Source organism: Streptomyces sp. BRA346, from assembly GCF_052851135.1.
This window is the reverse complement of the sequence record NZ_JAIWIH010000053.1, coordinates 13,829-37,888: the sequence shown is the minus strand read 5'-3', so window position 1 is coordinate 37,888 and position 24,060 is coordinate 13,829. Positions and strand designations below refer to the sequence as shown.

Sequence of the window (24,060 nt, the reverse complement as noted above, 5' to 3'; positions counted from 1 at the left end):
AGGTGACGGTTCCGGTGGGGGTGCCCGCACCGGGTGCCACGGCGGTGACGGTGGCGGTGAAGGTGACCTCCTGACCGACCGTGGAGGGGTCGGGCGCGGAGACCACGGCGGTCGTCGTCAGGGCCTGCCCGACGGCCTGGCCACCCGTCGCGGTGGAGGGCGTGAAGTTGGTGTCGCCGTTGTAGGTGACGGTGACCGGGTAGGGGCTGCCTGCGGTCCCGGTGTACGTATGGGTGGCCCCGGCGGTGCCGCCGGTGAGGGGGACCGTGGTGGCCGGGCTGCCGTCGCCGAAGTCGAAGGTGACGGTTCCGGTGGGGGTGCCCGCACCGGGCGGCACGGCCGTGACCGTCGCCGTGGCGGTCACCTGCTGTCCGGTGACCGAGGGGTTCGGCGCGAGATCCACCCCGGTGGTCGTCGCGGCCTGTTCGACGGTCTGGGTGTCCGTCCCGCTGGAGGGCTCGAAGAGGGTGTCGCCGCTGTAGGTCGCGGTGATCGTGTACGGGCTTCCGCCGACGTCCGGGTACGCGTGGTCCACGGTCGCGGCGCCGGCCGACAGCGGGAGGACGGTCTGCGGGGTGCCGTCGCCGAAGTCGAACGTCACCGTGCCGGTCGGCGCGCCGGCGCCCGGTGCCACCGGCGCGACATGGGCGACGACCGTGACCGGCTGCCCGGGCTGGGACGGGTCGGGCGCGGAGGTCACCGTGGTGGTGGTCGCCGCCGCGCCGACGGTCTGGGTGTCCGTCCCGCTGGAGGGCTCGAAGAGGGTGTCGCCGCTGTAGGTCGCGGTGACGGTGTAGGGGGTGGCCGACGGGGCGGCGTAGGCGTGCTCGACCGTGGCCGTGCCGCCGGTGAGGGGAGCCGTCACGGCGGGTGTTCCGTCGCCGAAGTCGAAGGTGACGGCGCCGGTCGGGGTGCCGGTCTCGGGCGGGACCCCCGTCACGGTGGCGGTGAAGGTCACCGGCTGGCCGACCACGGAGGGATCGGGCGCGGAGGTGACGGCCGTCGCCGAGGGCGCCTGGTAATCGAAGGCCCCGGGCACCGTCACGGTGCCCCCGGGGGTGGTGATGACGAGGTCGGCGGGCCCGGCCGCACCGGGCGGTGTCACCACGACGAGCAGGGTGTCGGAGAACGCGCGGAAGGACGCCGCGGGGACGCCGCCGACCGTGACGGCGGTGGTGCGGGAGAGCGCCGTGCCGGTCACGAGGACGGTGGTGCCGCCCGCGACCGGCCCCGTCCGCGGGGAGACGCCGGTGACGGCCGGAACGGCCACATAGGTGTAGAGCAGCCGGTTGCTGACCCCGCCGGTCGTGGTGACGTAGACCGGGACGGTGCCGGGCCCCGCGGCCGGGGGAGCGGCCACGAGGAGCTGTTGGTCGGACACGGCGGTGGGGTGTGCGGTGGCGGCGCCGAAGTTCACCAGCAGCGCGGTGGACAGGTTGGCGCCGCTGAGTTCGACGATGTTCCCGCCGCCGATCGGACCGGCGGCGGGAACGATGCCGCGCAGGCTGGGCCAGCGGATGTAGAAGAAGTAGCCGATGCGGGCGGTGCCGCCGGGGGTGGTGACGGTGACCGGCACCGCACCGGTCCCGGCGGGAGTCACGGCCATGATGGTCGCGTCGTCGAGGACGGCGAAGCTCGCGGCGGAGCGGAGACCGAAGCGCACATCCGTGGCGCCGGTGAAGTGGTGACCGATGAGGGTCACGACCGTGCCACCGGTGTACGGACCATGGTCGGGGAAGACACCGGAGAACCGGTTGAGGAGGTCGAACGCGCCGAAGGACGCGGCCGTGACCACACCGGTGGGGATCGCCAGACGGCCGGGGAGGCCCCGCACCACGCCCGGGGCGGACGCCCCGGACGTGCGGACGACCGTACGGGACACCGGGTCGACGACGGCGACGCGCTTCCCGCGGCGGTCGGTGAGGATGATGAGCCCGTCCGGGCGATACGGAGTCGGCATGGCGGCGTACCTTCCACTCCTCCGGAAAGGATGGGCGGCCCGCCGGAATCAACGGACCCAGTAACCCATTCCGGTGAGGCGGCGGCAACACCGCGCACGGCGGACCACCCGAACGGCGGAGCGCGCAGGGAGCGGCCCGGTCGGTGGGGCCGCTCCCTGCGCGCTCCGCGGCCGGTGGTCCTAGACCTTGGCCGCCGACGGGGAGCCGCTGTCGGCGTCGGTGCCGGTGTCCGTCCCGGGCGTCGCCGCGTGCTCGGCCAGCACGCCCGTACGGTGGCGCTGGACGAACCAGTAGTAGGCGAAGCCGCCGAGCGCGACCGTCCCCACGAAGAGGAACGTGCCCCAGCGCAGATACCAGTGGTGCGGGGGAGCCGCGTTGTAGACCGCCTCGCGCGGCCACGCCAGGTTGAGGGTCATGCCCGCGCCCCACAGCACCGCGAGCACATTGACCGGCAGCCCGAACCGCCCCAGCGAGAACCGCCCCTCACCCGCCGGAGTCCACCGCCCCCGCACCCTGGCCACCAGCATCGGCAGCGTGACCAGCAGATACGCCACGTAGATCATGATGATCCCGATGCTGGTCACCACCGAGAAGATCTGCGGCTGACGGATGTTGACGGCCAGCACCCCCAGCGCGAGCAGGCCCACGATCACCGCGGGCAGTACCGGGGTCCGGAAGCGCGGGCTCACCGGGGCCATCAGCGACGCGGCGGGCAGGTTGTTGTCGCGGGACATCGCGAACGCCAGCCGCACCGCCGCCGTGTGCACCGCCAGCGCGCACACCGTCACCGCGATCAGCACACACCACAGCATCGCCTTGCCGACCGTCGGCCCGAGCACGTCGAGCACCACGTACTGGAGGCCGTCCGTGGTCAGCCCCTCGCCGGTCAGACTTCCGACGCTCATCAGCGCCAGCAGCAGGATCAGCCCGCCCAGCGCGAACGAGGCGATGAGCGCGCGCAGGATCGCCCGCGGCGCGTTGCGCGAGGGAGCGTAGCTGCTGGTCGGGGAGTGCGTTCGAGGTCGAGTTAGCTCGATCGTGTGATGGTCCGGGCGTGGGCTTGTGGTGCCTTGGGCCGATCGGGTTAACGTGGCGGAGCGATCTGGGACACCGGGAACGGAGCCAGCGTGCGGAGCCCCCTTTCCTCCGGAGAGAAGGTCTGGGGCCTCTCCGTCGCCCTCTGTCCGTACCCACTGGCCAGGTCGTGAGGGAACTGGCCTCCCTGGCTCGGACCACGCACTGGATGCGTGGCGCCGCCCAGGGGTTGAGTACAGTTCGGCGTCATCCTGGGAAGCGGACACAGATGGACACTCCAGAGTCGGGCGGGCCCGCGCGGGTCACGGGCCCCGCGCGGGTCAGGTGAACCAACCCTGCGGCCTGGGGCGGGTGTTGCGCCAGATGTGCTTCGCCTGCCGGTATTCGGCGAGCCCGCTCGGCCCCAGTTCCCGCCCCGTCCCGGACTGCTTGAACCCGCCCCACTCCGCCTGCGGAAGCGTCGGGTGGAGGTAGTCGTTGATCCATACGGTGCCCAGCCGCAGCCGGGACGCGACCCGCTGCGCCCGCTCCTCGTCGCCGGACCACACCGCCCCCGCGAGCCCGTACACCGTGTCGTTGGCGAGCCGTATCGCCTCCTCCTCCGAGCCGAAACGCTCCACCGTGAGCACCGGCCCGAAGGACTCGTCCGCCAGCACCGACATCCCGCTGTGGCAGGAGTCGAGCACCGTCGGCCGGTAGTAGAAGCCGTCCGCCAGCTCCGGATCGTCCGGGCGGGAGCCGCCGCAGCGCAGCCGGGCGCCCTCCGCGAGCCCGGTGGCCACGTACGCCTCGACCTTGGCCCGGTGCGCGGCCGAGATCAGCGGACCGGTCTGGGCCCGCTCGTCGAACGGCCCGCCGAGCCGGATCCCGCGGGCGCGGCGCACCACCTCCTCCACGAACGCGTCGTGCAGCGGGTCCTGCACCAGCAGCCGGGCCCCCGCCGAGCAGACCTGCCCGGAGTGGTGGAAGACGGCGGTGAGCGCGTAGTCGACGGCCGTGTCGAAGTCCGCGTCCGCGAACACGATGTTGGGGTTCTTGCCGCCCAGTTCCAGAAAGGTCCGCTTGACCGTGTGGGAGGCCGCGGCCATGATGCGGCGCCCGGTCCGCAGGCCCCCGGTGAAGGACACCAGGTCCACATCCGGGTTGTCGGTGAGCGGGGCGCCCGCCTCGGCGCCCGGCCCCAGCACCAGGTTGGCCGTCCCGTCCGGCAGCCCCGCCTCCTCCAGCAGCCGGACCAGCGCGACGGCCGTGGACGGGGTCAGCTCGCTGGGCTTCAGGACGAAGGTGTTGCCCGCGGCGAGCGCGGGCGCCACCTTCCACGCGGCCTGGAGCAGGGGGTAGTTCCACGGGGTGATCAGCGCGCAGACCCCGACCGGTTCGTACACGACGCGGCTGACGGCGTCCTCGGTGCCGGTGTCCACGACCCGGTCCGCCCCGGTGCGCACCAGCTGTCCGTAGTAGCGGAAGCACGCGATCACGTCGTCGACGTCCCGCGCGCTCTCCGCCAGCCGCTTCCCCGTGTCCAGGGACTCCGCGCGAGCCATCGCCGCCTTGTCGCGGGCCAGCAGACCGGCGACCCGCAGCAGCAGATCACCGCGGGCGGCGACCGGGGTGCGCGGCCACGGGCCGTGGTCGAACGCCTGCCGGGCGGCGGCCACCGCCTCGGCCGCGTCCTTGCCGCCGCCCTCGTCGACGACCGCCACCAGCGTGCCGTCGGCCGGGCACCTGATCTCCCGGGTGCGTTCGTCGATCGCCTCGGTCCACTGGCCTCCTATGAAGAGGTCCCTCACGGGCATTCCTCCGCTTCCGGGGTCGGGACATGGTCGGTCACCCACCGGTGAAAGGCGCCGATGTGGTGTTCGCTGGGCACGAGCACCCCGCCGCGGCGGTAGGCGCGCGAGTCCATGGCGGGCTGGGTGCGCTCACAGGCGTCGAAGTCCTGGGTGTTGACCCGGTGGAACAGCTCGACCGACTTCGACAGGTCCCGCTCCGACGCCACCACGTCCGGTACGTACAGCCAGTCGCAGCTGACCAGCGTGCGGTCGGCGGCGAGCGGGAACATCCGGTGGAAGATCACATGGTCGGGGACCAGGTTGATGAAGACCTGCGGCTGCACGGTGATCGCGTAGTAGCGGCGGTCCTGTTCATCCGCGATGCCGGTGATGCGGTCGAAGCCCGCGCTGCCGTCCACCGTGAACCCCTGGGCCTCCTCGGCGAACTCGGCGCCGTGCCCCACGAAGTACTGCGCCGCCAGCCCGTCGGCGAACTCCGGCAGCACCTCGGTGAGTTCGGGGTGGATCGTCGCGCAGTGGTAGCACTCCATGAAGTTCTCGACGATCAGCTTCCAGTTGGCCTTGATGTCGTACTCGATCCGGCGGCCCAGCGACAGCCCCGCCACGCCGTACCGCTCCACGGCCTCGGCGTCGCCGAGCCGCTCGGCGACCGCCCCGACCACGGTCTCCTCGAACGACGGCGGCTCGTCGGACAGGCACACCCAGGCGTAGCCCAGCCATTCGCGCAGCCGCACCGGCAGCAGCCCGCGCTCGGTGCGGTCCACATCGGGCATGCTCTGGAGGTTCGGGGCGGCGGTCAGCCGTCCGTCCAGGTCGTACGTCCAGGCGTGGTACGGGCACTGGAGCGAGCGCCGCACGGTGCCCGACTCCTCGGTGCACAGCCGGGCTCCGCGGTGGCGGCAGATGTTGAGGAACGCGCGCAGCTCACCGGCGCGGTTGCGGGTGATCAGCACGCTCTCACGGCCCACCTGCACCGTGCGGAACGCCCCCGGCCGGTCCAGGTCGGCGCTGCGCACCGCGCAGAACCACATCGCCTCGAACAGGTGCTCCTGCTCCCGCCGGAAGACCGACGGCGAGGTGTACCAGTGGCCGGGGAGGGTGGTGATCAGGCTGGGGGACGTGGCGGCGGGGGACTCGGGAGCCACGGTCATGGGATTCTCCGTAAGGGGGCGCGACGGCGGTCAGCCGACGGGGGCGAAGAGTGTCGGTGCGGGGCGGGCCGGAACCGGTGCGGGGTGACCAGGGATCACCGGCGGATGCGTTCCATGCCCGGATCGAAGAGGGGCTCGGCGGCGACGGTCGCGGGGACCTTCTCGCCGAAGTACTCGATGTGGACGGAGGTTCCGGGGACGGCCGCCGCGGCGGGCAGCCAGGCGTAGGCGACGGTGCGGCCGATGGTGTAGCCGTAGGCGGCGCTGGTGACGTAGCCCGCGGGCAGACCGTCCACATACACCGGCTCCTTGCCCAGGACGATCGCGGCCGGGTCGTCCAGCGTGAGACAGGCCAGCCTGCGCCGCGCCGTCTCCTCGCCGCGGCCCTCCAGGGCCGCACGCCCCAGGAAGTCGCCCTTGTTCATCCGGACGGCGAAGCCGACGCCCGCCTCGTACGGATCGTGCTCGGTGGTCATGTCGTGGCCCCAGGCCCGGTAACCCTTCTCCAGCCGCAGGCTGTTGAAGGCGGAGCGGCCGGCGGCGATCACCCCGTGCCGCTGCCCGGCCTCCCACAGCGTGTCCCACAGCCGCAGGCCGAGATCGGCGGTGGTGTACAGCTCCCAGCCCAGCTCACCGACGTAGCTCAGCCGCATCGCGGTCACCGGAACATGGCCGATGTAGGTCCGCCGGGCCTTGAAGTAGCCGAACGCCTGGTGCGAGAAGTCGTCCGGGGTCAGCGGCTGGACCAGCTCCCGGGCGAGCGGGCCCCACACCCCGATGCAGCAGGTGCCGGGCGTGATGTCGGCGATGTGGACGTCGTCCGGCGCGTGGCGCAGCAGCCAGTCCAGGTCGATGCCGCTGTTCGCGCCCACCTGGAAGCGCCTCTCGCCGAGGCGGGCGACGGTCAGGTCGCTGCGTACGCCCCCGGCCTCGTCCAGCAGCAGGGTGTAGGTGACCGCGCCCGGCTTCTTGGCGAGCTGATTGGTGGTCATGCGCTGGAGGAAGTCCAGCGCGCCGGGCCCTGTCACCTCCAGCCGCTTGAGCGGGGTCATGTCGTACAGCGCGACGCGCTCCCGGGTGGCCCGCGCCTCGGCGGCGGCGATCGGCGACCAGTAGCGGGCCGACCAGGCGTCGCGCTCGGGCACCTCGATCCCCTCGGCGAGCGGGGCGTTGGACTCGTACCAGTGCGGCCGCTCCCAGCCCCCGCCCTCCAGGAAGTACGCACCCAGCTCCCGCTGGCGCCCGTAGAAGGGGCTGACCCGCAGCGGGCGCGGCCGCTCCATCGGCTGGAGCGGATGGATGACGTCGTACACCTCGGCGAAGCTCTGCGCGCCCCGCTCGGCGATGTAGGCGGGGGAGGTCTGGGCGTCCTCGAAGCGGTACGGATCGCATTCGTGGACGTCCCAAGACGGCCGTCCGTCGGTCATCCACTCGGCGACGGCCTTGGCGACGCCCGCGGAGTGGGTCACCCACACCGCCTCGGCCAGCCAGAAGCCGCGCACCTCGCGGGACTCGCCGATGACCGGCATCCCGTCGGGAGTGAAGGAGAAGACCCCGTTGAACCCGTCCTCGACGCGGCTTCCGCGGAGCGCCGGGATCAGCCCGACGCTGTCCTCCCAACTGGGCGCGAAGTCCTCCTCGGTGAACGGCAGCGAGGACGGCATCACCGGGGCGTCGTCGTAGGCGGGCACGGCGGCCGGGTCGACCGGCATCGGGCGGTGTGCGTAACTGCCGATGCCGATGCGGTCGGTGTGCTCGCGGTAGTACAGGTCGCGGTCCTGGAAGCGCAGCAGCGGCCGGCTCGCCTCGGTCCGCGGGTCGTTCACCCCGGCCAGCTCCGGCAGCGGCGCCGTCTTCGCGTACTGGTGGGCGAGCGGCAGCAGGGGGACGCTGACCCCCGCCATCGCACCGATCAGCGGACCCCAGAACCCGGCCGCCGAGACGACGATGTCGGCGGGGAAGGTGCCCCGGTCGGTGACGACCGCGGTGACCCGGCCGCCCTCCTGCTCGATGCCGGTGACGGTGTGCCGCTCCAGGAAGCGGGCGCCGTGCGCGGTGGCCCGCTCCATCTGGGCGCGGCAGGCGAGCAGCGCGCGGGCCAGCCCGTCGTCCGGGGTGTGGAAGCCGCCCAGGATCTTCTCCGGGTCCAGCAGCGGCCACAGCTCGGCGCACCGGGCCGGGGAGAGCAGTTCGCCCGTGACGCCCCAGGACGCGGCGAGCCCCGCCTTGCGGTGCAGATCGGCCCAGCGCTCCTCACTGGTGGCGATCTCCAGACCGCCGACCGGGTTGAAGCAGGACAGCCCGTCGACCTCCAGCGCGGAGAACTTCTCCACCGTGTAGACGGCGAGGTCGGTGAGGGTCTTGGAGGGGCTGGTCCGGAACACCAGCCCGGGCGCGTGCGACGTCGAGCCGCCGGGGGCGGGCAGCGGGCCCTGCTCCAGGACCGTGACCCCGGTCCAGCCGCGTGCGGTCAGCTCGTCGGCGAGCGAGCAGCCGACGATCCCGGCGCCGACGATGACGACGCGCTGGTTCCTCTTGTCGGTCCCGGTCATCACAGCGCCTCCTTGTTCGCTTCTCCGCCCGCGCGGCGCAGACCTGCGGGCATCGTCGTCAGCTGCGGCCCGGCGGCCGCGCGTGCTCCCCCAGCTACCGCTGGGAGGTGCCCCCTGCTCACAGCACCACCACCGAGCGCAGCACCTCGCCGCGCTGCATCTTGGCGAACGCGGGTTCCACCTCGTCCAGCGTGATCGTCTCGCTGACGAACGCGTCCAGGTCGAGCTTGCGGCGGAGATGGAGGTCGACCAGGACCGGGAAGTCCCGGCTGGGCAGACAGTCGCCGTACCAGGACGCCTTGAGCGCGCCGCCCCGCCCGAACACGTCGATCAGCGGCAGGTCGATCCGCATCTCCGGGTCCGGCACCCCGACCTGCACCAGCGTCCCGGCCAGATCGCGCATGTAGAAGCCCTGCCGGTAGGTCTCGGGACGGCCCACCGCGTCGATGACGATGTCGGCGCCCACGCCCCCGGTCAGCTCGCGGACCGCCTCGACCGGGTCCGTACCCCGGGAGTTGACGGTGTCGGTGGCGCCGAAGCGGGTGGCCAGGTCCAGCTTGGCGTCGTCGATGTCCACGGCGATCACCCGGCGCGCCCCGGCCAGCGCGGAGGCGGCGATCGCCGCGTTGCCGACCCCGCCGCAGCCGATGACCACGACGGTGTCGCCGTTGGACACCCCGCCGGTGTGCACCGCCGCGCCGTAACCGGCCATCACCCCGCAGCCGATCAGCCCCGCCGCCTCGGGCCGGGCCGACGGGTCGATCTTCACCGCCTGGCCCGCCGCGACCAGCGTCTTCTCGGCGAACGCGCCGATGCCCAGCGCCGGGCTCAACCCGGTGCCGTCGGCGAGAGTCATGGGCTGGGCGGCATTGCGGCTCTCGAAGCAGTACCAGGGGCGGCCGCGGCGGCAGGAGCGGCAGCCGCCGCAGGGCGCGCGCCAGGCCAGCACCACATAGTCGCCGGGGGCCAGCCCGGTGACCCCCGGGCCCACCGACTCGACGATTCCGGCCGCCTCATGACCCAGCAGATACGGGAATTCCTCGCCGATCGCGCCGTCCCGGTAGTGCAGATCGGTGTGGCACACCCCGCACGCCTGCACTCCCACCAGCACCTCGCCGGGTCCGGGATCGGGCACGAGGACCGGCAGCACCTCCACGGGTGCGCCCCTTTTCAGCGCGACGGCGGCGCGGACTTCTTGCGGCATGGCTCACTCCTCTGTTCTCCTGCGCTGGCAGGGACCGGTGCGTGGGAGCTGGCACGAGCTGGCATGAGGTGTTCGGAAGAAGCGGGGAAGCCAAGCCGCTGGAAACGGCCGCTGGTTACCCCCCAGTTGCGTAATGCGCGGCGTGTTGCGCGATGAGGGACATCCTGAAAGCCGTGTCCACGGCACGTCAAGAGGTTCGCGTAAACCGTCCGTAAACCGGTGCTGACCCCGGGTTTCCCGCCCAGCGCACGACGAAGGGGCCGGATCGGATCCGGCCCCTTCGGGTGGTTGTCGGGTGGTTGATGGACGGAATTCGGTCAGCCGGGGAAGCCCATGCGGCGGGACAGCTCCGCGGCGGTCTTCATGGCGTGCTCGGCGAGATCCAGCAGCTGGCTCTGGGCCATCCGGTACACCGGACCCGAGACGCCGATCGCCCCGATCACCGCGCCGTCGTGGCCGCGCACCGGGGCGGCGACCGCGTTCAGCCCGATCTCGAGTTCCTCGCACGAGTAGGCGAAACCGCGCTCGGCGGCGGTCTCCAGCTGCTGCCGCAGCTCCGCCGACGTGGTGATGGTGTGCTCGGTGAACCGTGGCAGCTTCCGCGTCACCAACCGCTCCCGCCGCTCGCCGCTCAGGTGGGCCAGCAGCATCTTGCCGCTGGCGGTCGCGTGCAGGGCGGTGCGCCGCCCCAGCCAGTTGTAGGCCGTCACCGCGGCGGCCCCGCGGGCCTGCATGATGTTGACCGCCGCGTCGCCGTCCAGCACCGCGATGTTGGCCGTCTCGCCGGTCTCGTCGGCCAGCGCCCGGCACACCGGGGCGCCCTCCTGCGAGATGTCGAGCCTGATGGCGGCCGCGCCCGCCAGTCTCAGCACCCCGGCGCCCAGGTAGTACTTCCCGCGGTCGCGTTCCTGGTCGACCAGGCCGCGGTTCTCCAGCACGCCCAGCAGCCGGAACGCGGTGGACTTGTGCACGCCCAGCTCATCGGCGATCTCGGTCACTCCGGCCTCGCCGAGCTTGGCGAGGATCTCCAGAACGCTGACCGCTCTGTCCACCGACTGCACTGACCCGGCGGCCCCCCGCTTGTCCTCGGCCCGGTCCTCGGTCGTGTTCGTCATGGGTCTGATCTCACCATCCGGCGGCTCCGAGTGGGGCCTCTCGACGGGCAACTCTTGACGGCTGCCCTCCTCATCTGGATTCTGTTGCGCATCGCGCATTTCGATGCGCCATTAACAACGCATGGTACCGATCAACGTGAGGGGGGCCAATGATTCCCGTCTGCCGTATCCAAGATCTGCCGGAAGGCGAGTCGGTGCGCATCGAGGCCGGCGACGGCCACGCAGCCATCGCCGTGTTCCACACCGAGGGCGCGTTCTACGCCGTCGACGACACCTGCAGCCACCAGGACGCCTCCCTCTCCGAAGGCTGGCTCGAAGGCTGCTACGTCGAATGCCCGCTGCACGCCGCCCTGTTCGACCTGCGCTCCGGCATGCCCACCTGTCTGCCCGCCCGTAAGCCGGTACGGACGCATGCGGTCACGGTGGTGGACGGAATGCTCTATGTCCACCCCCTGGTGCCCGCGGTCCAGGAAGAAGCCGTCGCGTGATGCGCACGGTCACCGTCGTCGGGGCCTCGCTCGCGGGACTGCACGCGGCGCGGGGCCTGCGCGACCAGGGCTACGACGGGCGGCTGGTGATCGTCGGCGAGGAGCGCCACCGCCCGTACGACCGCCCTCCGCTGTCCAAGGACTTCCTGACGGCCGAGGGCGAGCCCGACAGCGGCCTCGGCCCGCTCGCCCTCACCGACCCCGAGGACGAGGCCGAACTGGACGCCGAGTGGCTGCTCGGCGTCCGGGCCGACCGGCTCGACCCCGCGTCCGGCACGGTCGGGCTGGCCGACGGCCGCACCCTGCGCACCGACGGTGTCGTCATCGCCACCGGGGCCGCGCCCCGGACGCTGCGCGCCACCGCCCTGCCCGGCGTGCACACCCTGCGCACCCTCGACGATGCCCGCCGCCTCCGCGCCGAGCTGCGCGCGGGGGCGGCCCGGGTGGTCGTCATCGGCGCCGGATTCATCGGCGCCGAGGTCGCCTCCTCCTGCGCCGCCCTCGGGCTGGACGTCACCGTGGTGGAGGCCGCGCCGCTGCCGCTCGTCCCGCAACTGGGGGAGCGCATGGCCCAGGCGTGCGCCTCTCTGCACGCCGCGCACGGCGTGCCTCTGCTGTGCGGCACGGGCGTCGCCACCCTGTGCGGCACCGATCGCGTCACCGGCGTCGAGCTCGCCGACGGCCGGGTGCTGCCCGCCGACGTGGTGGTCGTCGGCGTCGGGGTGCGCCCGGTCACCGGCTGGCTGGAAGGCTCCGGGCTGGCCCTGGACGACGGGGTGCTGTGCGACGAGGGTTGCGTCACCGCGCTGCCGGGCGTCGTCGCCGTCGGCGACGTGGCCCGCCTCGCCCGGCCCGGTACGGGCGGCACCGTACGGGCCGAGCACTGGACCAGCGCCGCGGAACAGGGCGCGGTCGCCGCCCGCAACCTGCTCGCCGGGACCACCGTCGAGCCCTTCGCGGCGCTGCCCTACTTCTGGTCCGACCAGTACGGGGCGCGCATCCAGTTCGCCGGGCGGCGCGAGCCGGGCGACACCGTCCGGATCGAAGAGGGCGACCCCGACGGTGTCGCGGGTGGCTTCCTCGCCGTCTACGAACGCGACGCGATCCCCACCGCCGTCCTCGCCGTCAACCGGCCCAAACCCTTCACACGGCTGCGCCGCGAGCTCGCCCGCGGTCCCCGGCTCGCCGTGCGCTGACCGCCTCCTTACGGGCCCGCCGGCGCTGCCGGCGCATCTCCCGCGCCGTGCTGCTGGGCCGGGAGACCACCCCGTACCGCTGGTTCCACACCTGCCGGGTCACCCATACGTCCAGCACTCCCCAGGTCGCCACCACCGTGCTCGCCACCGCGGTGAGCACGGCGGGGAAGGCGAACCACGAACCGGCGAACGTGCACAGCACCGCCACCATCGCCAGCACCAGCGTCACCGCCACGATGATGACCGCCCGGACCGCCGACGTGCGCACCGGTTCGGGCAGCCGCCGCCTGCGGGCGGGCTCCTCGGTCCATAGCTGCCGGGCCTGTGGTGCCGGGATGTCGCGATCCTTGTCCATGGTGTCCATGACGTTCCCACCCCTTTCGGCGCTGCCCCGGTCCGGTCGGTCAACATGGCGGGACTTGGGTCGTATGCCCCCCTAGTGTGCCTTGTTGGATCACGAATGGCAGCGATCGGTGGTTCCCGTGGGGAGAGGAAATTCGGCCAACGGTGTCCGGCCCTGCGCGCACCGTGACCGGTCGTCGGTGTGCCACGCCACGGGGGTTAAGTCCGATAATCATCGGACAACTGGTGATCATCGAATGGGGGGAGTTCCCGTAACCGGTCGGACAAGCCTTCGGGATGACCAGGCCTCAGTAGTAGGCTCGCGCCGCTCGTTGTCGGAGAACATCAGTCACCGCCCCGGTCCACGGGGACGACGTTGGGGAGGCCATGCGCTTTCGCGGGAAGTCCATCCGCAGGAAGATCGTGGCGCTGTTGCTCGTGCCGCTTGTCTCGCTGACGGCGATCTGGGCCTTCGCGACAGTGATCACCGGCCGGGAGGCGCTGCAACTGCTCGACGCCTCCGCCATCATCGACAAGGCCGGTCAGCCCGCCGAGGATGCCGTGAACGCCGTCCAGCAGGAGCGTCGGCAGACCCTGATCCTGCTCGCGGACCCACGCCAGTCCGACGCGCTGCCCCTGCTCCACACCCAGCAGCGCAAGACCGACGAGGCCATCGCACGGCTGCGTGACGCCGAGTCGGACAGCACCGTGCACGACCGGATGAACAGTGAATCCGAGGGCCTGCTCGACGACGTCCTCAAGGCATCCGAAGGCCTCGACAGTCTGCGCCGGAAGGTCGAGGACAACGGTACCTCGCGGACCGCCGCCTACGAGTATTACAACAAACTCGTCGACCTCTGTTACGCCTTCCGCAGTTCGCTGCACGCCGTACCCGATACCGATCTGGACAAACAGGGCCGCGCGCTGGTCGCCATGATCCGCGCCCGGGAGGCCCTGTCCCGTGAGGACGCCCTGTACGTCTCCGCGCTGACGGCACGGAAGCTGACGCTCGCCGACCTCAAGTCGATGTCCGACCTCATCGCCGAGCGCACCCTGCTCTACAACACCAACCTGCCGATCCTGCCCGCCTCGGAGCAGAAGGTCTTCGCCGACTACCGGCGCACCAACGCCGCCCCCGCGGCCCTGCGCATCGCCGAGGGCAAGATCCTGGCCACCATGGAGCCGAGCCAGGCGATCGGCGCCCTGGACCGGGAGCACTGGGAGAACGCGGCCGGGCCCGTCCTCAACGACTACGACCGGCTGGGCGACGAGGCCACCGACCGCCTCCAGAAGCGCATCGACCCGGTGGCCAACAGCGTCCTGCTCAAGGCGGGCGCCGCCGCCGTCCTCGGCCTCCTCGCCTTCGTCCTCTCGGTCTTCGTCTCCGTCCGCATCGGCCGCGGCCTGGTCCGCGACCTGTCCCGGCTGCGCAACGACGCCCAGGAGGCGTCCAGCGTCCGGCTGCCGAGCGTGATGCGCCGCCTCGGCGCGGGCGAGCGGGTCGACGTCGAGCGGGAGGTGCCCCGCCTCCAGCACGGCCCCGACGAGATGGGCCAGGTGGGCCACGCCCTCAACACCCTCCAGCGGGCCGCCGTCGAGGCCGCCGTCAAACAGGCCGAACTGCGCCAGGGCGTCTCCGACGTCTTCGTCAACCTCGCCCGCCGCAGCCAGGTGCTGCTGCACCGCCAGCTGACCCTGCTCGACGCGATGGAGCGGCGCACCGAGGACACCGACGAACTCGCCGACCTGTTCCGGCTGGACCACATGACCACCCGCATGCGGCGGCACGCCGAGGGCCTGGTCATCCTCTCCGGCGCGGCCCCCTCCCGGCAGTGGCGCAAACCCATCCAGCTGATGGACGTCGTGCGCGCCGCCGTCGCCGAGGTCGAGGACTACGAGCGGATCGAGATCCGCAGGCTGCCCCGGATAGCGGTGAACGGCCCCGCCGTCGGCGACCTCACCCACCTCATCGCCGAACTCCTGGAGAACGCCACCGTCTTCTCCCCGCCGCACACCGCCGTCCAGGTGCACGGGGAGCGGGTCGCCAAGGGCTTCACGCTGGAGATCCACGACCGGGGGCTCGGCATGACGCCCGACGCCCTGACGGAGGCCAACCTCCGGCTCGCCGAGACCCCCGAGTTCGAGCTGTCCGACACCGACCGGCTCGGCCTGTTCGTGGTCAGCCGGCTCGCCCAGCGGCAGGGCGTACGGGTCTCGCTCCAGCCCTCCGCGTACGGCGGCACCACCGCCGTCGTGCTGATCCCGGCCGCCCTGCTCACCGAGTCCGGCCCGGACGGCCCGGGCGGGGACGACCCCGGCGCGGACGCCGACACCGGCCGTCAACGGACGCGGCAGCGCGGCGCCGCCCTGCCCAAGCAGCGCAGGCCCCGCGGCCCGTCCCCGTCCGTGGTGAGCGCCCCGGCCGCCGAACAGCACCAGCAGGCGCCCGACAGCGGGTCCGGCGCCCGCGAAGGCGGCCCCGCGCCCCTGCCCCGCCGCGTGCCACCGGTGCTGGTCTCCGACCACGGCCACCCGGTCGACGACGGCGCGACCGGGCGGCACACTCGGCCCCCCTGGGCCGAGCGGCGCGGGCAGACCCCGGACGAGGCCGCGAACCAGACCCAGCAGCAGACCCAGGAACGGGACCGGACCCGGCACCCGGAGCAGGACCCGGGGGCCGGGAACGAGGGCGAGGACCGGCGCCATGACCAGGCGTCGGCCCCGGAGCGCCCGGCGCCGCCCCGCCGGGACGCCTCCGGGCTCCCCAAGCGGGTACGCCAGGCGAGCCTCGCCCCGCAGTTGAAGAACGACCCCGAACCACCGGCGGAGAGTGACCGATACGCTCCCGACACCGATCCCGAACGCGACGCCGAACAGGCGAGGGCCACCATGGCCTCGCTGCAACGGGGATGGCAGCGCGGTCGGCGGCAGACGGCCACCGGTTCCGGCGGTTCGGACACGGCACCAGGAACGAGAGATGAGGGGGACGGGCGATGACCGCATCGAACGCCGCAGCACGCAACGGATCGGCACCGTCGGGCGAGTTGAACTGGCTGCTCGACGAACTCGTCGGCCGCGTCGGCAGCATCCGCAAGGCGCTGGTGCTCTCCGGCGACGGACTGCCCACCGGCGGTTCGCGCGATCTGTCCCGGGAGGACGGCGAGCACCTGGCCGCCGTGGCCTCGGGATTCCACAGCCTCGCCAAGGGGGTCGGCCGCCACTTCGACGTCGGCCGTGTCCGGCAGACCGTCGTCGAACTCGACGACGCCTTCCTGTTCGTCACCTCCGCCGGTGACGGCAGCTGCCTCGCCGTGCTGGCCGATGCCGACTCGGACGTCGGACAGGTAGCCTATGAGATGACGCTGCTGGTCAAGCGGGTGGGCGTGCATTTGGGCTCCGCTCCGCGATCCGGTGGGTGACGGAGGCGGGGGGAGATGACCGGAGACGGTGCGACCGACGACCGCTGGTTCGACGACGCCGCCGGACCGGTGGTCCGGCCCTATGCGATGACGCGGGGCCGTACCCGCAGCGCCGCCGAGGACAAGCTCGACCTGATCGCCGTCGTCGTCGCGGACAGAGTGAACCCCGGGACCGTCGCCGACCAGACGTTGTCACCGGAGCACATCGACATCGTCGAACTCAGCCGCGACACCCCACAGTCCGTCGCCGAGCTGGCGGCCGAGCTGGACCTTCCGGTCGGCGTGGTCCGCGTGCTCATCGGCGACCTGCTTCACGCGGCACTCGTCCGAGTGTCCCGGCCCGTACCTCCGGCGGAACTGCCGGACGAGAGGATTCTGCGCGAGGTGATCAATGGTCTACGGGCACTCTGACCCGGGCCGCTCCCACATCATCGAACCCGTGACGCTCAAGATTCTGGTGGCGGGCGGGTTCGGTGCGGGGAAGACGACACTGGTGGGCGCGGTCAGCGAGATCAAACCGCTGCGCACCGAGGAACTGCTCACCGAGGCGGGCCGGCCGGTCGACGACATCGCGGGGGTGGAGGGCAAGAAGACCACCACCGTCGCGATGGACTTCGGGCGCATCACGCTCCGCGAGGACCTGGTGCTGTACCTCTTCGGCACCCCGGGGCAGGACCGCTTCTGGTTCCTGTGGGACGAGCTGGCGACCGGCGCCCTGGGCGCGGTGGTGCTGGCCGACACCCGCCGGCTGGAGGACTGCTTCGCCGCCGTCGACTACTTCGAGCGGCGCGGCATCGCCTTCACGGTGGCCGTCAACTGCTTCGAGGGCGCCGACAGCTACCCGGAGGATTCGGTGCGCGAGGCGCTGGACCTCGACCCCGGCACCCCGGTGGTGATGTGCGACGCGCGCGAGCGCGAGTCCGTCAAGCATGTGCTGATATCCGTCGTCGAGCACGCCATGCTCGCCACCGCGGCCACCCGCTGACCGCGCGCCGCACTCACCTCACCGCACGGCGATCACCGACGAACCATGGCCGAACAGGCCCTGGTTCGCGGTGATGCCCACCCGCGCCCCCGCCACCTGGCGGTCGCCCGCCCGCCCCCGCAGCTGCTGGGCCAGCTCGCACACCTGGGCGATGGCCTGCGCCGGAACCGCCTCCCCGAAGGAGGCGAGCCCACCGCTCGGATTGACCGGGATCCGGCCGCCGAGCGCCGTCGCGCCCTCCCGCAACAGCTTCGCGCCTTCCCCGGCGGCGCACAGCCCCAAGTCCTCGTACCACTCCAGTTCCAGCGCGGTGGACAGGTCGTACACCTCGGCGAGCGACAGATCCTCCGGCCCGACCCCCGCCTCCTCGTACGCCGCCCGCGCGATCGACGGGCGGAACGCGTCCGGCATCGGACCGGACGCCGCGGCGGAGTCGGTGGCGGAATCAGGAATGGAGTCGGTGGCGATGTTCGGCAGGTCGAGCGCGGTCCGCGGATACACCGGCGAGACGGACGAGACGGCCCGGATCCGCACCGGGGCCGCCACCCCGTGCCGCCGCGCGAAGTCCACGCTGCTCAGCACGAGCGCCGCGGCCCCGTCCGAGGTGGCGCAGATGTCCAGCAGCCGCAGCGGATCGGCCACCACCGGCGACGCGGCCACCTCCTCGGCGGTCACGGGGGAGCGGTAGCGGGCGTGAGGGTTGGCCACCCCCGCGGCCGCGTTCTTCACCTTGACCGCCGCGAAGTCCTCGGGCGTGTCCCCGTACACCGCCATCCGGCGGCGCGCCCACAGCGCGAAGTACGCCGGGTTGGTGGCGCCCAGCACCCGGAAGCGCAGCCAGTCCGGGTCGTCGGGCCGGTCGCCGCCGGACGGTGCGAAGAAACCCTTGGGCGCCGCGTCCGCGCCCACCACCAGCACGGTGTCCACCATGCCGGACAGGATCTGGGCGCGGGCGGTGTCGATGGCCCGCGCACCGGACGCGCAGGCGGCGTACACGCTGGTGACGCGCGCCCCCTGCCAGCCCAGCGCCCGGGCGAAGGTCGCCCCGGCCACCTGGCCGGGATAGCCACAGCGCACGGTGTTCGCGCCGACCACCGACGCGATGTCCGGCCAGTCGAGCCCGGCGTCCGCGAGCGCCGCCCGCGCCGCCTTCGTCCCGTACTCCACGAAGCTCCGGCCCCATTTGCCCCACGGGTGCATCCCGGCGCCGATCACCGCCACCTCGCCGGTCACGACGCCCCCTCCGCGTCCGCCGGGACCGGCCGCCAGTGCCAGGTGCTCCAGCCCTGTCCGCCCTCCCCGGCCAGCACCCCCGGCACCACCTCGACCTCCATGCCGACCGCCAGATCCGCCACGCTCACCCCGGGCACGCCCTGCCCGAGCACCACCATCCGCTCGGCGGCCAGCTCCACGGCGATCAGCGTGTACGGCTCCCAGTCGCGCGCGGGATCGGACGGGTACGGGGCGGGCGGGCGGTAGCGGCCGTCGGTGTACGACCACACCCGGCCGCGCCGCGACAGCGGCACCTCGTCCAGCTCCGCACCGGCGCAGCCGGGCGCCCGGCAGAAGGTGTCCTCGCGCGGGAAGTACACCGCGCCACAGGCCCGGCAGCGGGTCCCCAGCAGCCGGAAGTCCCCGTCGTCGGAGGTGAACCACCCGGCGACCACGGGCGTACGCGCAGATGCCACGGCTTCTCCCGGCGGTGAGGCCCTGAATACCTGACGGAACGTCAGAAGTGTTGCACAGGGACCGCACGACGGGTAACCCAGGTGCAGGACCGATGGAGGGGAGCCAAGCGTGGCGGAGACGGAAGAGGCGGTCCGCTGCACGGCCGTCACCAAGGAGTTCGGCACCGGCGGCACCGTACGGGCGCTGGACGCCGTCGATCTCACCCTCCGCGCGGGCGAGTTCTTCTCGCTCCTCGGCCCCTCCGGTTCCGGCAAGACCACCCTGCTGCGCCTGATCGCCGGGTTCGAGCGGCCCACCGGCGGCCGTATCGCACTCGCCGGACGGGACGTCACCGCGCTGCCCCCGCACCGCCGCGATGTGCACACCGTCTTCCAGGACTACGCGCTCTTCCCGCACATGACCGTCGAGCAGAACGTGGCGTACGCGCTCACCGTGCGCGGCGTCCGCAAGCCGGAGCGCACCGCCCGCGCCCACGAGGCCCTCGCCACCGTCCGCCTCGACGGCTTCGCGTCCCGCCGCCCCGACGCGCTCTCCGGCGGGCAGCGTCAGCGCGTCGCCCTCGCCCGGGCTCTCGTCGACCGGCCCGCCGTGCTGCTCCTCGACGAACCGCTCGGCGCCCTCGACCTGAGGCTCCGCCAGGAGATGCAGACCGAGCTGAAGGAACTCCAGCGCACCACCGGCATCACCTTCCTCCTGGTCACCCACGACCAGGAGGAGGCGCTGACCATGAGCGACCGCGTCGCCGTCGTCTCCGACGGCCGGATCGAACAGACCGGCCCGCCCCTGGAGGTGTACCAACGCCCCGCCACCGCCTTCGTCGCGGGCTTCGTCGGCACCACCAACCTGCTGCGCGGCGAGACCGCGGTCCGGGTGGTCGGCCGCCCCGGCGCGTACAGCATCCGCCCCGAGCGCATCCGGCTCGCCGACCCCGCCGACGCCCCGCTCGACGGCGAGCGCACGGTCACGGGGCGCATCGCCGACATCGTGCACGCCGGGGCGCACACCCGCTTCACCATCGCGCTCCCACACGGCGACCGACTCACGGTGCACCGGCAGAACCTGGCCGAACTCCCGCCCACCGCCCGCCCCCAGGCCGAGATCAGGCTCGTCTGGGACGAGAAGGACGCCTTCCCGGTGCCCGGTTGACCCATGGAGTGCCGGAGGCACCCTGGCGTCGGCATACGTGCCGCGCGGATACTGACGGGGCCTCGAGTGCCAAGTGGGACGAGGAGGACCGGATGCGGAAAAGGACGACATCCGCGTGGAGGTCCGCGGCGGCCGTGTGCGCGCTGCTGCTGACCGCCGCTGGCTGCGGATCCGACGACGACGGCAAGGCCGCGCACGCCCCCGACAAGCTCGGCAAGGGCGAGGGCAAGGTCAACATCATCGCCTGGGCGGGCTACGCCGAGGACGGCTCCAACGACCCCCGGGCCGACTGGGTCCACCCCTTCGAGAAGAAGACCGGCTGCAAGGTCAGCACCAAGACCGCCGGCACCTCCGACGAGATGGTGTCCCTCATGAAGACCGGCCAGTACGACACGGTCTCCGCCTCCGGCGACGCCACCCTGCGCCTCATCGCCTCCGGCGACGCCGCGCCCGTCAACACCAAGCTGGTGCCGAACTACAAGGACATCTTCCCGGCCCTCAAGCAGCAGCCGTTCAACTCCAAGGACGGCCGGATGTACGGCATCCCGCACGGCCGCGGCGCCAACCTCCTCATGTACCGCACCGACAAGGTCAAGCCCGCCCCCGACTCCTGGCGCGCCGTCTTCGACGACGCCGACGCGCACCAGGGCCGGGTCACCGCGTACGACTCGCCCATCTACATCGCCGACGCCGCGCTCTACCTCAAGCACGCCAAGCCGTCGCTCGGCATCAAGAACCCGTACGCGCTCGACAAGAAGCAGCTCGACGCCGCCGTCACCCTCCTCAAGAAGCAGCACAAGGCGATCGGCGAATACTGGAGCGACTACCAGAAGGAGATCACCGCCTTCAAGGGCGGCGACAGCGTCATCGGCACCACCTGGCAGGTCATCGCGAACCTCACCCAGGCCGAGAAGGCGCCCGTCAAGGCCGTCCTCCCCAAGGAGGGCGCCACCGGCTGGTCCGACACCTGGATGGTGTCCGCGAAGGCCGAACACCCCAACTGCGCTTACAAGTGGCTCGACTGGATCGTCTCCCCGAAGGTCAACGCCCAGGTCGCCGAGTACTTCGGCGAGGCCCCCGCCAACCGCAAGGCGTGCGCCGAGACCTCCGACCCGAACCACTGCGCCGTCTTCCACGCCGACGACGAGAAGTACTTCCAGCGCGTCCACTTCTGGACCACGCCCATCAAACAGTGCCTCGACGGCCGCAAGAACACCACCTGCACCGACTACGCCCAATGGACCCGCGCCTGGACCGAGGTCAAGGGCTGAGGGGGTGCGTCGCGCCGGGGCCGGAGTCGGAGTCGGGGGAGCGCGGCTGCGGCTGGCCGCGCTCCTCGGCCCGCCCCTGCTGTGGCTGACCCTGGCCTACCTCGGCTCGCTCGCCGTCCTCCTCCTCTCCGCCTTCTGGACCACCGACTCCTTCACCTCCGACGTCGTCCGCACCTGGAACACCGACAACATCCAGGAGCTGCTGACCACCCCCGTCTACCGCACCATCGCGCTGCGCACCCTCGCCATCGCCGTCGCCGTGACCCTCCTCGACGCCCTCCTCGCCCTGCCCATGGCCTTCTGCATGGCGCGCGTCGCGGGCCCGCGCCGGCGGCGGCCGCTGCTGGTGGCCGTGCTCACCCCGCTGTGGGCGAGCTACCTGGTCAAGGCGTACGCGTGGCGGGTGATGCTGAGCGAGGACGGCGTGGTGAACTCCGTGCTCTCCCCGCTCGGGCTGCACGGGCCCGGCTACGGCACCCCCGCCGTCGTCCTGGTGCTCGCGTACCTCTGGCTCCCGTACATGATCCTCCCGGTGTACGCGGCCCTGGAACGGCTCCCCGAACGCACCCTGGAAGCCTCCGCCGACCTCGGCGCGGGCACCTGGCGCACCCTGCGCTCGGTGGTCCTGCCCGCCGTGCGCCCCGCCCTGTTCGCCGGGTCCGTCTTCACGTTCTCGCTCAGCCTCGGCGACTACATCACCGTGCAGATCGTCGGAGGCAAGACCCAGCTCCTCGGCAACGCCATCGCCTCGCAGGTCACCCTCGACCTGCCGATGGCCGCCGCGCTCTCCGCCGTCCCCGTCGTCCTCATCGTCTGCTACCTGGCCGCCGTACGCCGCGCCGGCGCCCTCGACGCGCTCTAGGGGGTGTCTTCCGGACCATGCCGGGCTCGCGGGCCCTGGCACGCTCCCCCAGCTACCGCTGGGAGGTGCCCCCTCTCGCCGCGTTGTCGTCGTCGCACGCAGCGCCGCTGCGCTCTCCTCCTCCGCCTTGCGATCGCACGCTCCCCCAGCTACCGCTGGGAGGTGCCCCCTGACCCCGCTCCCTGATCCGGCCTGGTCCGGAAGACACCCCCTGGGGGATGCCCCATGAGGCTCTCGCGCACCGCCCGGATCGTCCTCGGCTGCGTCACCGCCGCCGGACTCGCCGTCGTCTACGCGCCCCTGCTGCTCGTCCTGCTCAACTCCTTCAACGCCGACCACTCCTTCGGCTGGCCACCCAGCGGCCTCACGGGGGAGTGGTGGCGCGCCGCCCTGCACAACGACGGCGCCCGCGACGCCCTGCTCACCTCGCTCAAGGCCGGGCTCGCCGCCACCGGGATCGCCCTGGTCCTCGGCACCATGGCCGCGTACGCCGTCCACCGGCACCGCTTCTTCGGCCGACGGACCGTGTCCTTCCTGCTGGTGCTGCCGATCGCGCTGCCCGGCATCGTCAGCGGCATCGCCCTCAACGCCGCCTTCCGCACCGTCCTGGACCCGCTCGGCATCGGCTTCGGCCTGTTCACGGTGGTCGTCGGGCACGCCACCTTCTGCGTCGTGGTCGTGTTCAACAACGTGGCGGCCCGGCTGCGCCGGATCGCCCCCTCGATGGCCGAGGCGTCCGCGGACCTCGGGGCGCGCCCCTGGCAGACCTTCCGCCACGTCACCTTCCCGGCCATGCGCTCGGCGCTCTTCGCGGGCGCGCTGCTCGCCTTCGCGCTGTCCTTCGACGAGATCGTGGTGACGACCTTCACCGCCGGTGCCGGCACCCGCACCCTGCCCATCTGGATCTACGAGAACCTGGCCCGGCCGCACCAGGCCCCCGTCGTCAACGTCGTCGCGGCCCTGCTCATCGCCCTGTCCGTGGTGCCCGTGGCCATCGCGCAGCGGCTGTCCTCGGACACCGCGGGCGGGCGGCTGTGAGACCTCAGTGCAGCGACCGGCGGGAGACGGGGAAGTCGAAGTAGGTGTCCGGGAACAGCTCCGGCTTATAGGTGAAGTGCCACCACTCCTCGGCCAGGTTGACGAAGCCCTGGGCCTCCATCGCCCCCTTGAGCAGCAGCCGGTTGGCCCGCTGCGTGCCCTTGATCCGCGGGTCGAGGGTGTGCGAGAGCGTGTCGAAGCAGTCGTAACCGGTGCCCATGTCCACCGAGTTGTCGGGGAAGCGCTCCTTCTGCGGCGCGTAGCACGGCACCAGCTTCTCGCCCGGAACGTACGGCCGGGTCGGCAGCGCGGGCAGCTTCACGATCGTCAGGTCCATGGTGCTGCCGCGGCTGTGGCCCGACTTCTCGGCGATGTAACCGTCCTCGAACAGCCGGGTCTTGTCGACGTCCGGATAGAACTCGCGCTTCATCCGCTGGTCGTCCAGGTCCTTCGCCCAGTCGACGAAGGTATTCACCGCGCGCTGCGGACGGTAGCAGTCGTACACCTTCAGGGTGTAGCCCCGGCGCAGCAGTTGGCGCTGCGCCCGGTGCAGCGCCCTGGCCGCCGGTCGGGTCAGCAGGCACAGCGGCCTGCGATAGCCCTCGACGGGGCGGCCGGTGAAGTTGTGCGGGGTGAAGTACCGGATCTCCTGGCGGATCGTCGGATCCACATCGCTCAGCGCCACGAACTCCTTCGGCGCCTCGGGCTCGCCCTCCGCCTGCGCCGGGGCGGGCGAGGCGAGGGCCATCGATGCGGCGACGGGCAGGGCGAGCGCACGCAGCGCGGCGGTGATTCTTGGCATGGACACCGAGT

21 protein-coding genes are annotated in these 24,060 nt (G+C 72.2%); 10 read left to right on the top strand and 11 right to left on the bottom strand.

Features of this window, described 5'->3' with window-relative positions; translation table 11 throughout:
* From LCH29_RS39975 to LCH29_RS39945, 7 genes are all read right to left on the bottom strand, one after another.
* Positions 1-1,960: Ig-like domain repeat protein (locus tag LCH29_RS39975; RefSeq protein WP_446466596.1), on the bottom strand; the 1,960-nt coding region annotated here is incomplete at its 3' end.
* 180 nt (positions 1,961-2,140) lie between these two features.
* Positions 2,141-3,262: an APC family permease gene (locus LCH29_RS39970; RefSeq protein WP_446466595.1), complete on the bottom strand. Its 1,122-nt coding sequence runs from the start codon at positions 3,260-3,262 to the stop codon at positions 2,141-2,143.
* A 54-nt stretch (positions 3,263-3,316) separates the two neighbouring features.
* The gene (locus LCH29_RS39965; protein ID WP_446466594.1) at positions 3,317-4,786 is read right to left on the bottom strand and encodes an aldehyde dehydrogenase family protein; all 1,470 of its coding nucleotides are present in this window, start codon (positions 4,784-4,786) and stop codon (positions 3,317-3,319) included.
* Positions 4,783-5,940 carry an aromatic ring-hydroxylating oxygenase subunit alpha gene (locus LCH29_RS39960; RefSeq protein ID WP_446466593.1) on the bottom strand — a complete coding sequence of 386 codons (1,158 nt, stop codon included), beginning with the start codon at positions 5,938-5,940 and terminating at the stop codon, positions 4,783-4,785. The genes LCH29_RS39965 and LCH29_RS39960 overlap by 4 nt, the downstream gene beginning before the upstream one ends.
* A gap of 95 nt (positions 5,941-6,035) precedes the next feature.
* A complete protein-coding gene (locus LCH29_RS39955) occupies positions 6,036-8,492 on the bottom strand; it encodes a GcvT family protein (protein WP_446466592.1) in 2,457 nt (818 codons plus the stop codon).
* A 118-nt stretch (positions 8,493-8,610) separates the two neighbouring features.
* Positions 8,611-9,696, bottom strand: a complete 1,086-nt coding sequence (locus LCH29_RS39950) for an S-(hydroxymethyl)mycothiol dehydrogenase (RefSeq protein ID WP_446466591.1) — start codon at positions 9,694-9,696, stop codon at positions 8,611-8,613.
* 317 nt (positions 9,697-10,013) lie between these two features.
* Positions 10,014-10,811 carry an IclR family transcriptional regulator gene (locus LCH29_RS39945; protein WP_446466590.1) on the bottom strand — a complete coding sequence of 266 codons (798 nt, stop codon included), beginning with the start codon at positions 10,809-10,811 and terminating at the stop codon, positions 10,014-10,016.
* A gap of 149 nt (positions 10,812-10,960) precedes the next feature.
* Here LCH29_RS39945 and LCH29_RS39940 point away from each other — a divergent pair, with 149 nt between their 5' ends.
* Together LCH29_RS39940 and LCH29_RS39935 are read left to right on the top strand one after the other, a co-directional pair.
* A complete protein-coding gene (locus tag LCH29_RS39940; RefSeq protein ID WP_446466589.1) occupies positions 10,961-11,299 on the top strand; it encodes a bifunctional 3-phenylpropionate/cinnamic acid dioxygenase ferredoxin subunit in 339 nt (112 codons plus the stop codon).
* The gene (locus LCH29_RS39935; protein ID WP_446466588.1) at positions 11,299-12,495 is read left to right on the top strand and encodes an NAD(P)/FAD-dependent oxidoreductase; all 1,197 of its coding nucleotides are present in this window, start codon (positions 11,299-11,301) and stop codon (positions 12,493-12,495) included. The genes LCH29_RS39940 and LCH29_RS39935 overlap by 1 nt, the downstream gene beginning before the upstream one ends.
* Here the strand turns inward: LCH29_RS39935 and LCH29_RS39930 are convergent.
* Positions 12,443-12,859: a hypothetical protein gene (locus LCH29_RS39930; RefSeq protein WP_446466587.1), complete on the bottom strand. Its 417-nt coding sequence runs from the start codon at positions 12,857-12,859 to the stop codon at positions 12,443-12,445. The two genes, LCH29_RS39935 and LCH29_RS39930, sit on opposite strands and share 53 nt — an antisense overlap.
* Positions 12,860-13,224: 365 nt before the next feature.
* Here LCH29_RS39930 and LCH29_RS39925 point away from each other — a divergent pair, with 365 nt between their 5' ends.
* Genes LCH29_RS39925 through LCH29_RS39910 form a run of 4 tightly spaced genes read left to right on the top strand, consistent with a single transcriptional unit; the run spans position 13,225 to position 17,241 of the window.
* A complete protein-coding gene (locus LCH29_RS39925; protein WP_446466586.1) occupies positions 13,225-15,834 on the top strand; it encodes a nitrate- and nitrite sensing domain-containing protein in 2,610 nt (869 codons plus the stop codon).
* The gene (locus tag LCH29_RS39920; RefSeq protein WP_123107646.1) at positions 15,831-16,256 is read left to right on the top strand and encodes a roadblock/LC7 domain-containing protein; all 426 of its coding nucleotides are present in this window, start codon (positions 15,831-15,833) and stop codon (positions 16,254-16,256) included. The genes LCH29_RS39925 and LCH29_RS39920 overlap by 4 nt, the downstream gene beginning before the upstream one ends.
* Positions 16,257-16,271: 15 nt before the next feature.
* On the top strand, positions 16,272-16,667 hold the full coding sequence (locus LCH29_RS39915) for a DUF742 domain-containing protein (protein ID WP_123107647.1): 396 nt from the start codon (positions 16,272-16,274) through the stop codon (positions 16,665-16,667).
* Positions 16,648-17,241: a GTP-binding protein gene (locus LCH29_RS39910; protein ID WP_446466585.1), complete on the top strand. Its 594-nt coding sequence runs from the start codon at positions 16,648-16,650 to the stop codon at positions 17,239-17,241. The genes LCH29_RS39915 and LCH29_RS39910 overlap by 20 nt, the downstream gene beginning before the upstream one ends.
* An 18-nt stretch (positions 17,242-17,259) precedes the next feature.
* Here LCH29_RS39910 and LCH29_RS39905 read toward each other — a convergent pair whose 3' ends face one another.
* Together LCH29_RS39905 and LCH29_RS39900 are read right to left on the bottom strand one after the other, a co-directional pair.
* Positions 17,260-18,474, bottom strand: coding sequence for a lipid-transfer protein (locus tag LCH29_RS39905; RefSeq protein ID WP_446466584.1), 1,215 nt, complete (start codon positions 18,472-18,474; stop codon positions 17,260-17,262).
* Entirely contained in the window at positions 18,471-18,929 is a 459-nt protein-coding gene (locus LCH29_RS39900; RefSeq protein WP_446466583.1) for a Zn-ribbon domain-containing OB-fold protein, read from the bottom strand. Before LCH29_RS39900 ends, LCH29_RS39905 begins: the two co-directional genes overlap by 4 nt.
* 109 nt (positions 18,930-19,038) lie before the next feature.
* Here LCH29_RS39900 and LCH29_RS39895 point away from each other — a divergent pair, with 109 nt between their 5' ends.
* The 4 genes from LCH29_RS39895 (at position 19,039) to LCH29_RS39880 (ending at position 23,247) form a co-directional block, all read left to right on the top strand.
* On the top strand, positions 19,039-20,076 hold the full coding sequence (locus LCH29_RS39895; protein ID WP_446466582.1) for an ABC transporter ATP-binding protein: 1,038 nt from the start codon (positions 19,039-19,041) through the stop codon (positions 20,074-20,076).
* Between the two features lie 92 nt (positions 20,077-20,168).
* On the top strand, positions 20,169-21,347 hold the full coding sequence (locus LCH29_RS39890) for an ABC transporter substrate-binding protein (RefSeq protein WP_446466581.1): 1,179 nt from the start codon (positions 20,169-20,171) through the stop codon (positions 21,345-21,347).
* A 4-nt stretch (positions 21,348-21,351) separates the two neighbouring features.
* Complete coding sequence (locus tag LCH29_RS39885) at positions 21,352-22,209, top strand: ABC transporter permease (RefSeq protein WP_446466580.1); 858 nt, start codon at positions 21,352-21,354, stop codon at positions 22,207-22,209.
* 225 nt (positions 22,210-22,434) lie between these two features.
* Positions 22,435-23,247, top strand: a complete 813-nt coding sequence (locus LCH29_RS39880; protein ID WP_446466579.1) for an ABC transporter permease — start codon at positions 22,435-22,437, stop codon at positions 23,245-23,247.
* A gap of 4 nt (positions 23,248-23,251) precedes the next feature.
* Here LCH29_RS39880 and LCH29_RS39875 read toward each other — a convergent pair whose 3' ends face one another.
* Positions 23,252-24,049, bottom strand: a complete 798-nt coding sequence (locus tag LCH29_RS39875; RefSeq protein WP_446466578.1) for a M15 family metallopeptidase — start codon at positions 24,047-24,049, stop codon at positions 23,252-23,254.
* Positions 24,050-24,060 lie beyond the last annotated feature (11 nt).

Coding starts and splice junctions, on each gene's coding strand:
- LCH29_RS39930 (WP_446466587.1), bottom strand. CDS start 12,859: ATGGACACCATGGACAAGGATCGCGACATCCCGGCACCACAGGCCCGG.
- LCH29_RS39925 (WP_446466586.1), top strand. CDS start 13,225: ATGCGCTTTCGCGGGAAGTCCATCCGCAGGAAGATCGTGGCGCTGTTG.
- LCH29_RS39910 (WP_446466585.1), top strand. CDS start 16,648: ATGGTCTACGGGCACTCTGACCCGGGCCGCTCCCACATCATCGAACCC.
- LCH29_RS39880 (WP_446466579.1), top strand. CDS start 22,435: ATGAGGCTCTCGCGCACCGCCCGGATCGTCCTCGGCTGCGTCACCGCC.
- LCH29_RS39890 (WP_446466581.1), top strand. CDS start 20,169: ATGCGGAAAAGGACGACATCCGCGTGGAGGTCCGCGGCGGCCGTGTGC.
- LCH29_RS39915 (WP_123107647.1), top strand. CDS start 16,272: ATGACCGGAGACGGTGCGACCGACGACCGCTGGTTCGACGACGCCGCC.
- LCH29_RS39945 (WP_446466590.1), bottom strand. CDS start 10,811: ATGACGAACACGACCGAGGACCGGGCCGAGGACAAGCGGGGGGCCGCC.
- LCH29_RS39920 (WP_123107646.1), top strand. CDS start 15,831: ATGACCGCATCGAACGCCGCAGCACGCAACGGATCGGCACCGTCGGGC.
- LCH29_RS39935 (WP_446466588.1), top strand. CDS start 11,299: ATGCGCACGGTCACCGTCGTCGGGGCCTCGCTCGCGGGACTGCACGCG.
- LCH29_RS39875 (WP_446466578.1), bottom strand. CDS start 24,049: ATGCCAAGAATCACCGCCGCGCTGCGTGCGCTCGCCCTGCCCGTCGCC.
- LCH29_RS39950 (WP_446466591.1), bottom strand. CDS start 9,696: ATGCCGCAAGAAGTCCGCGCCGCCGTCGCGCTGAAAAGGGGCGCACCC.
- LCH29_RS39940 (WP_446466589.1), top strand. CDS start 10,961: ATGATTCCCGTCTGCCGTATCCAAGATCTGCCGGAAGGCGAGTCGGTG.
- LCH29_RS39955 (WP_446466592.1), bottom strand. CDS start 8,492: ATGACCGGGACCGACAAGAGGAACCAGCGCGTCGTCATCGTCGGCGCC.
- LCH29_RS39960 (WP_446466593.1), bottom strand. CDS start 5,940: ATGACCGTGGCTCCCGAGTCCCCCGCCGCCACGTCCCCCAGCCTGATC.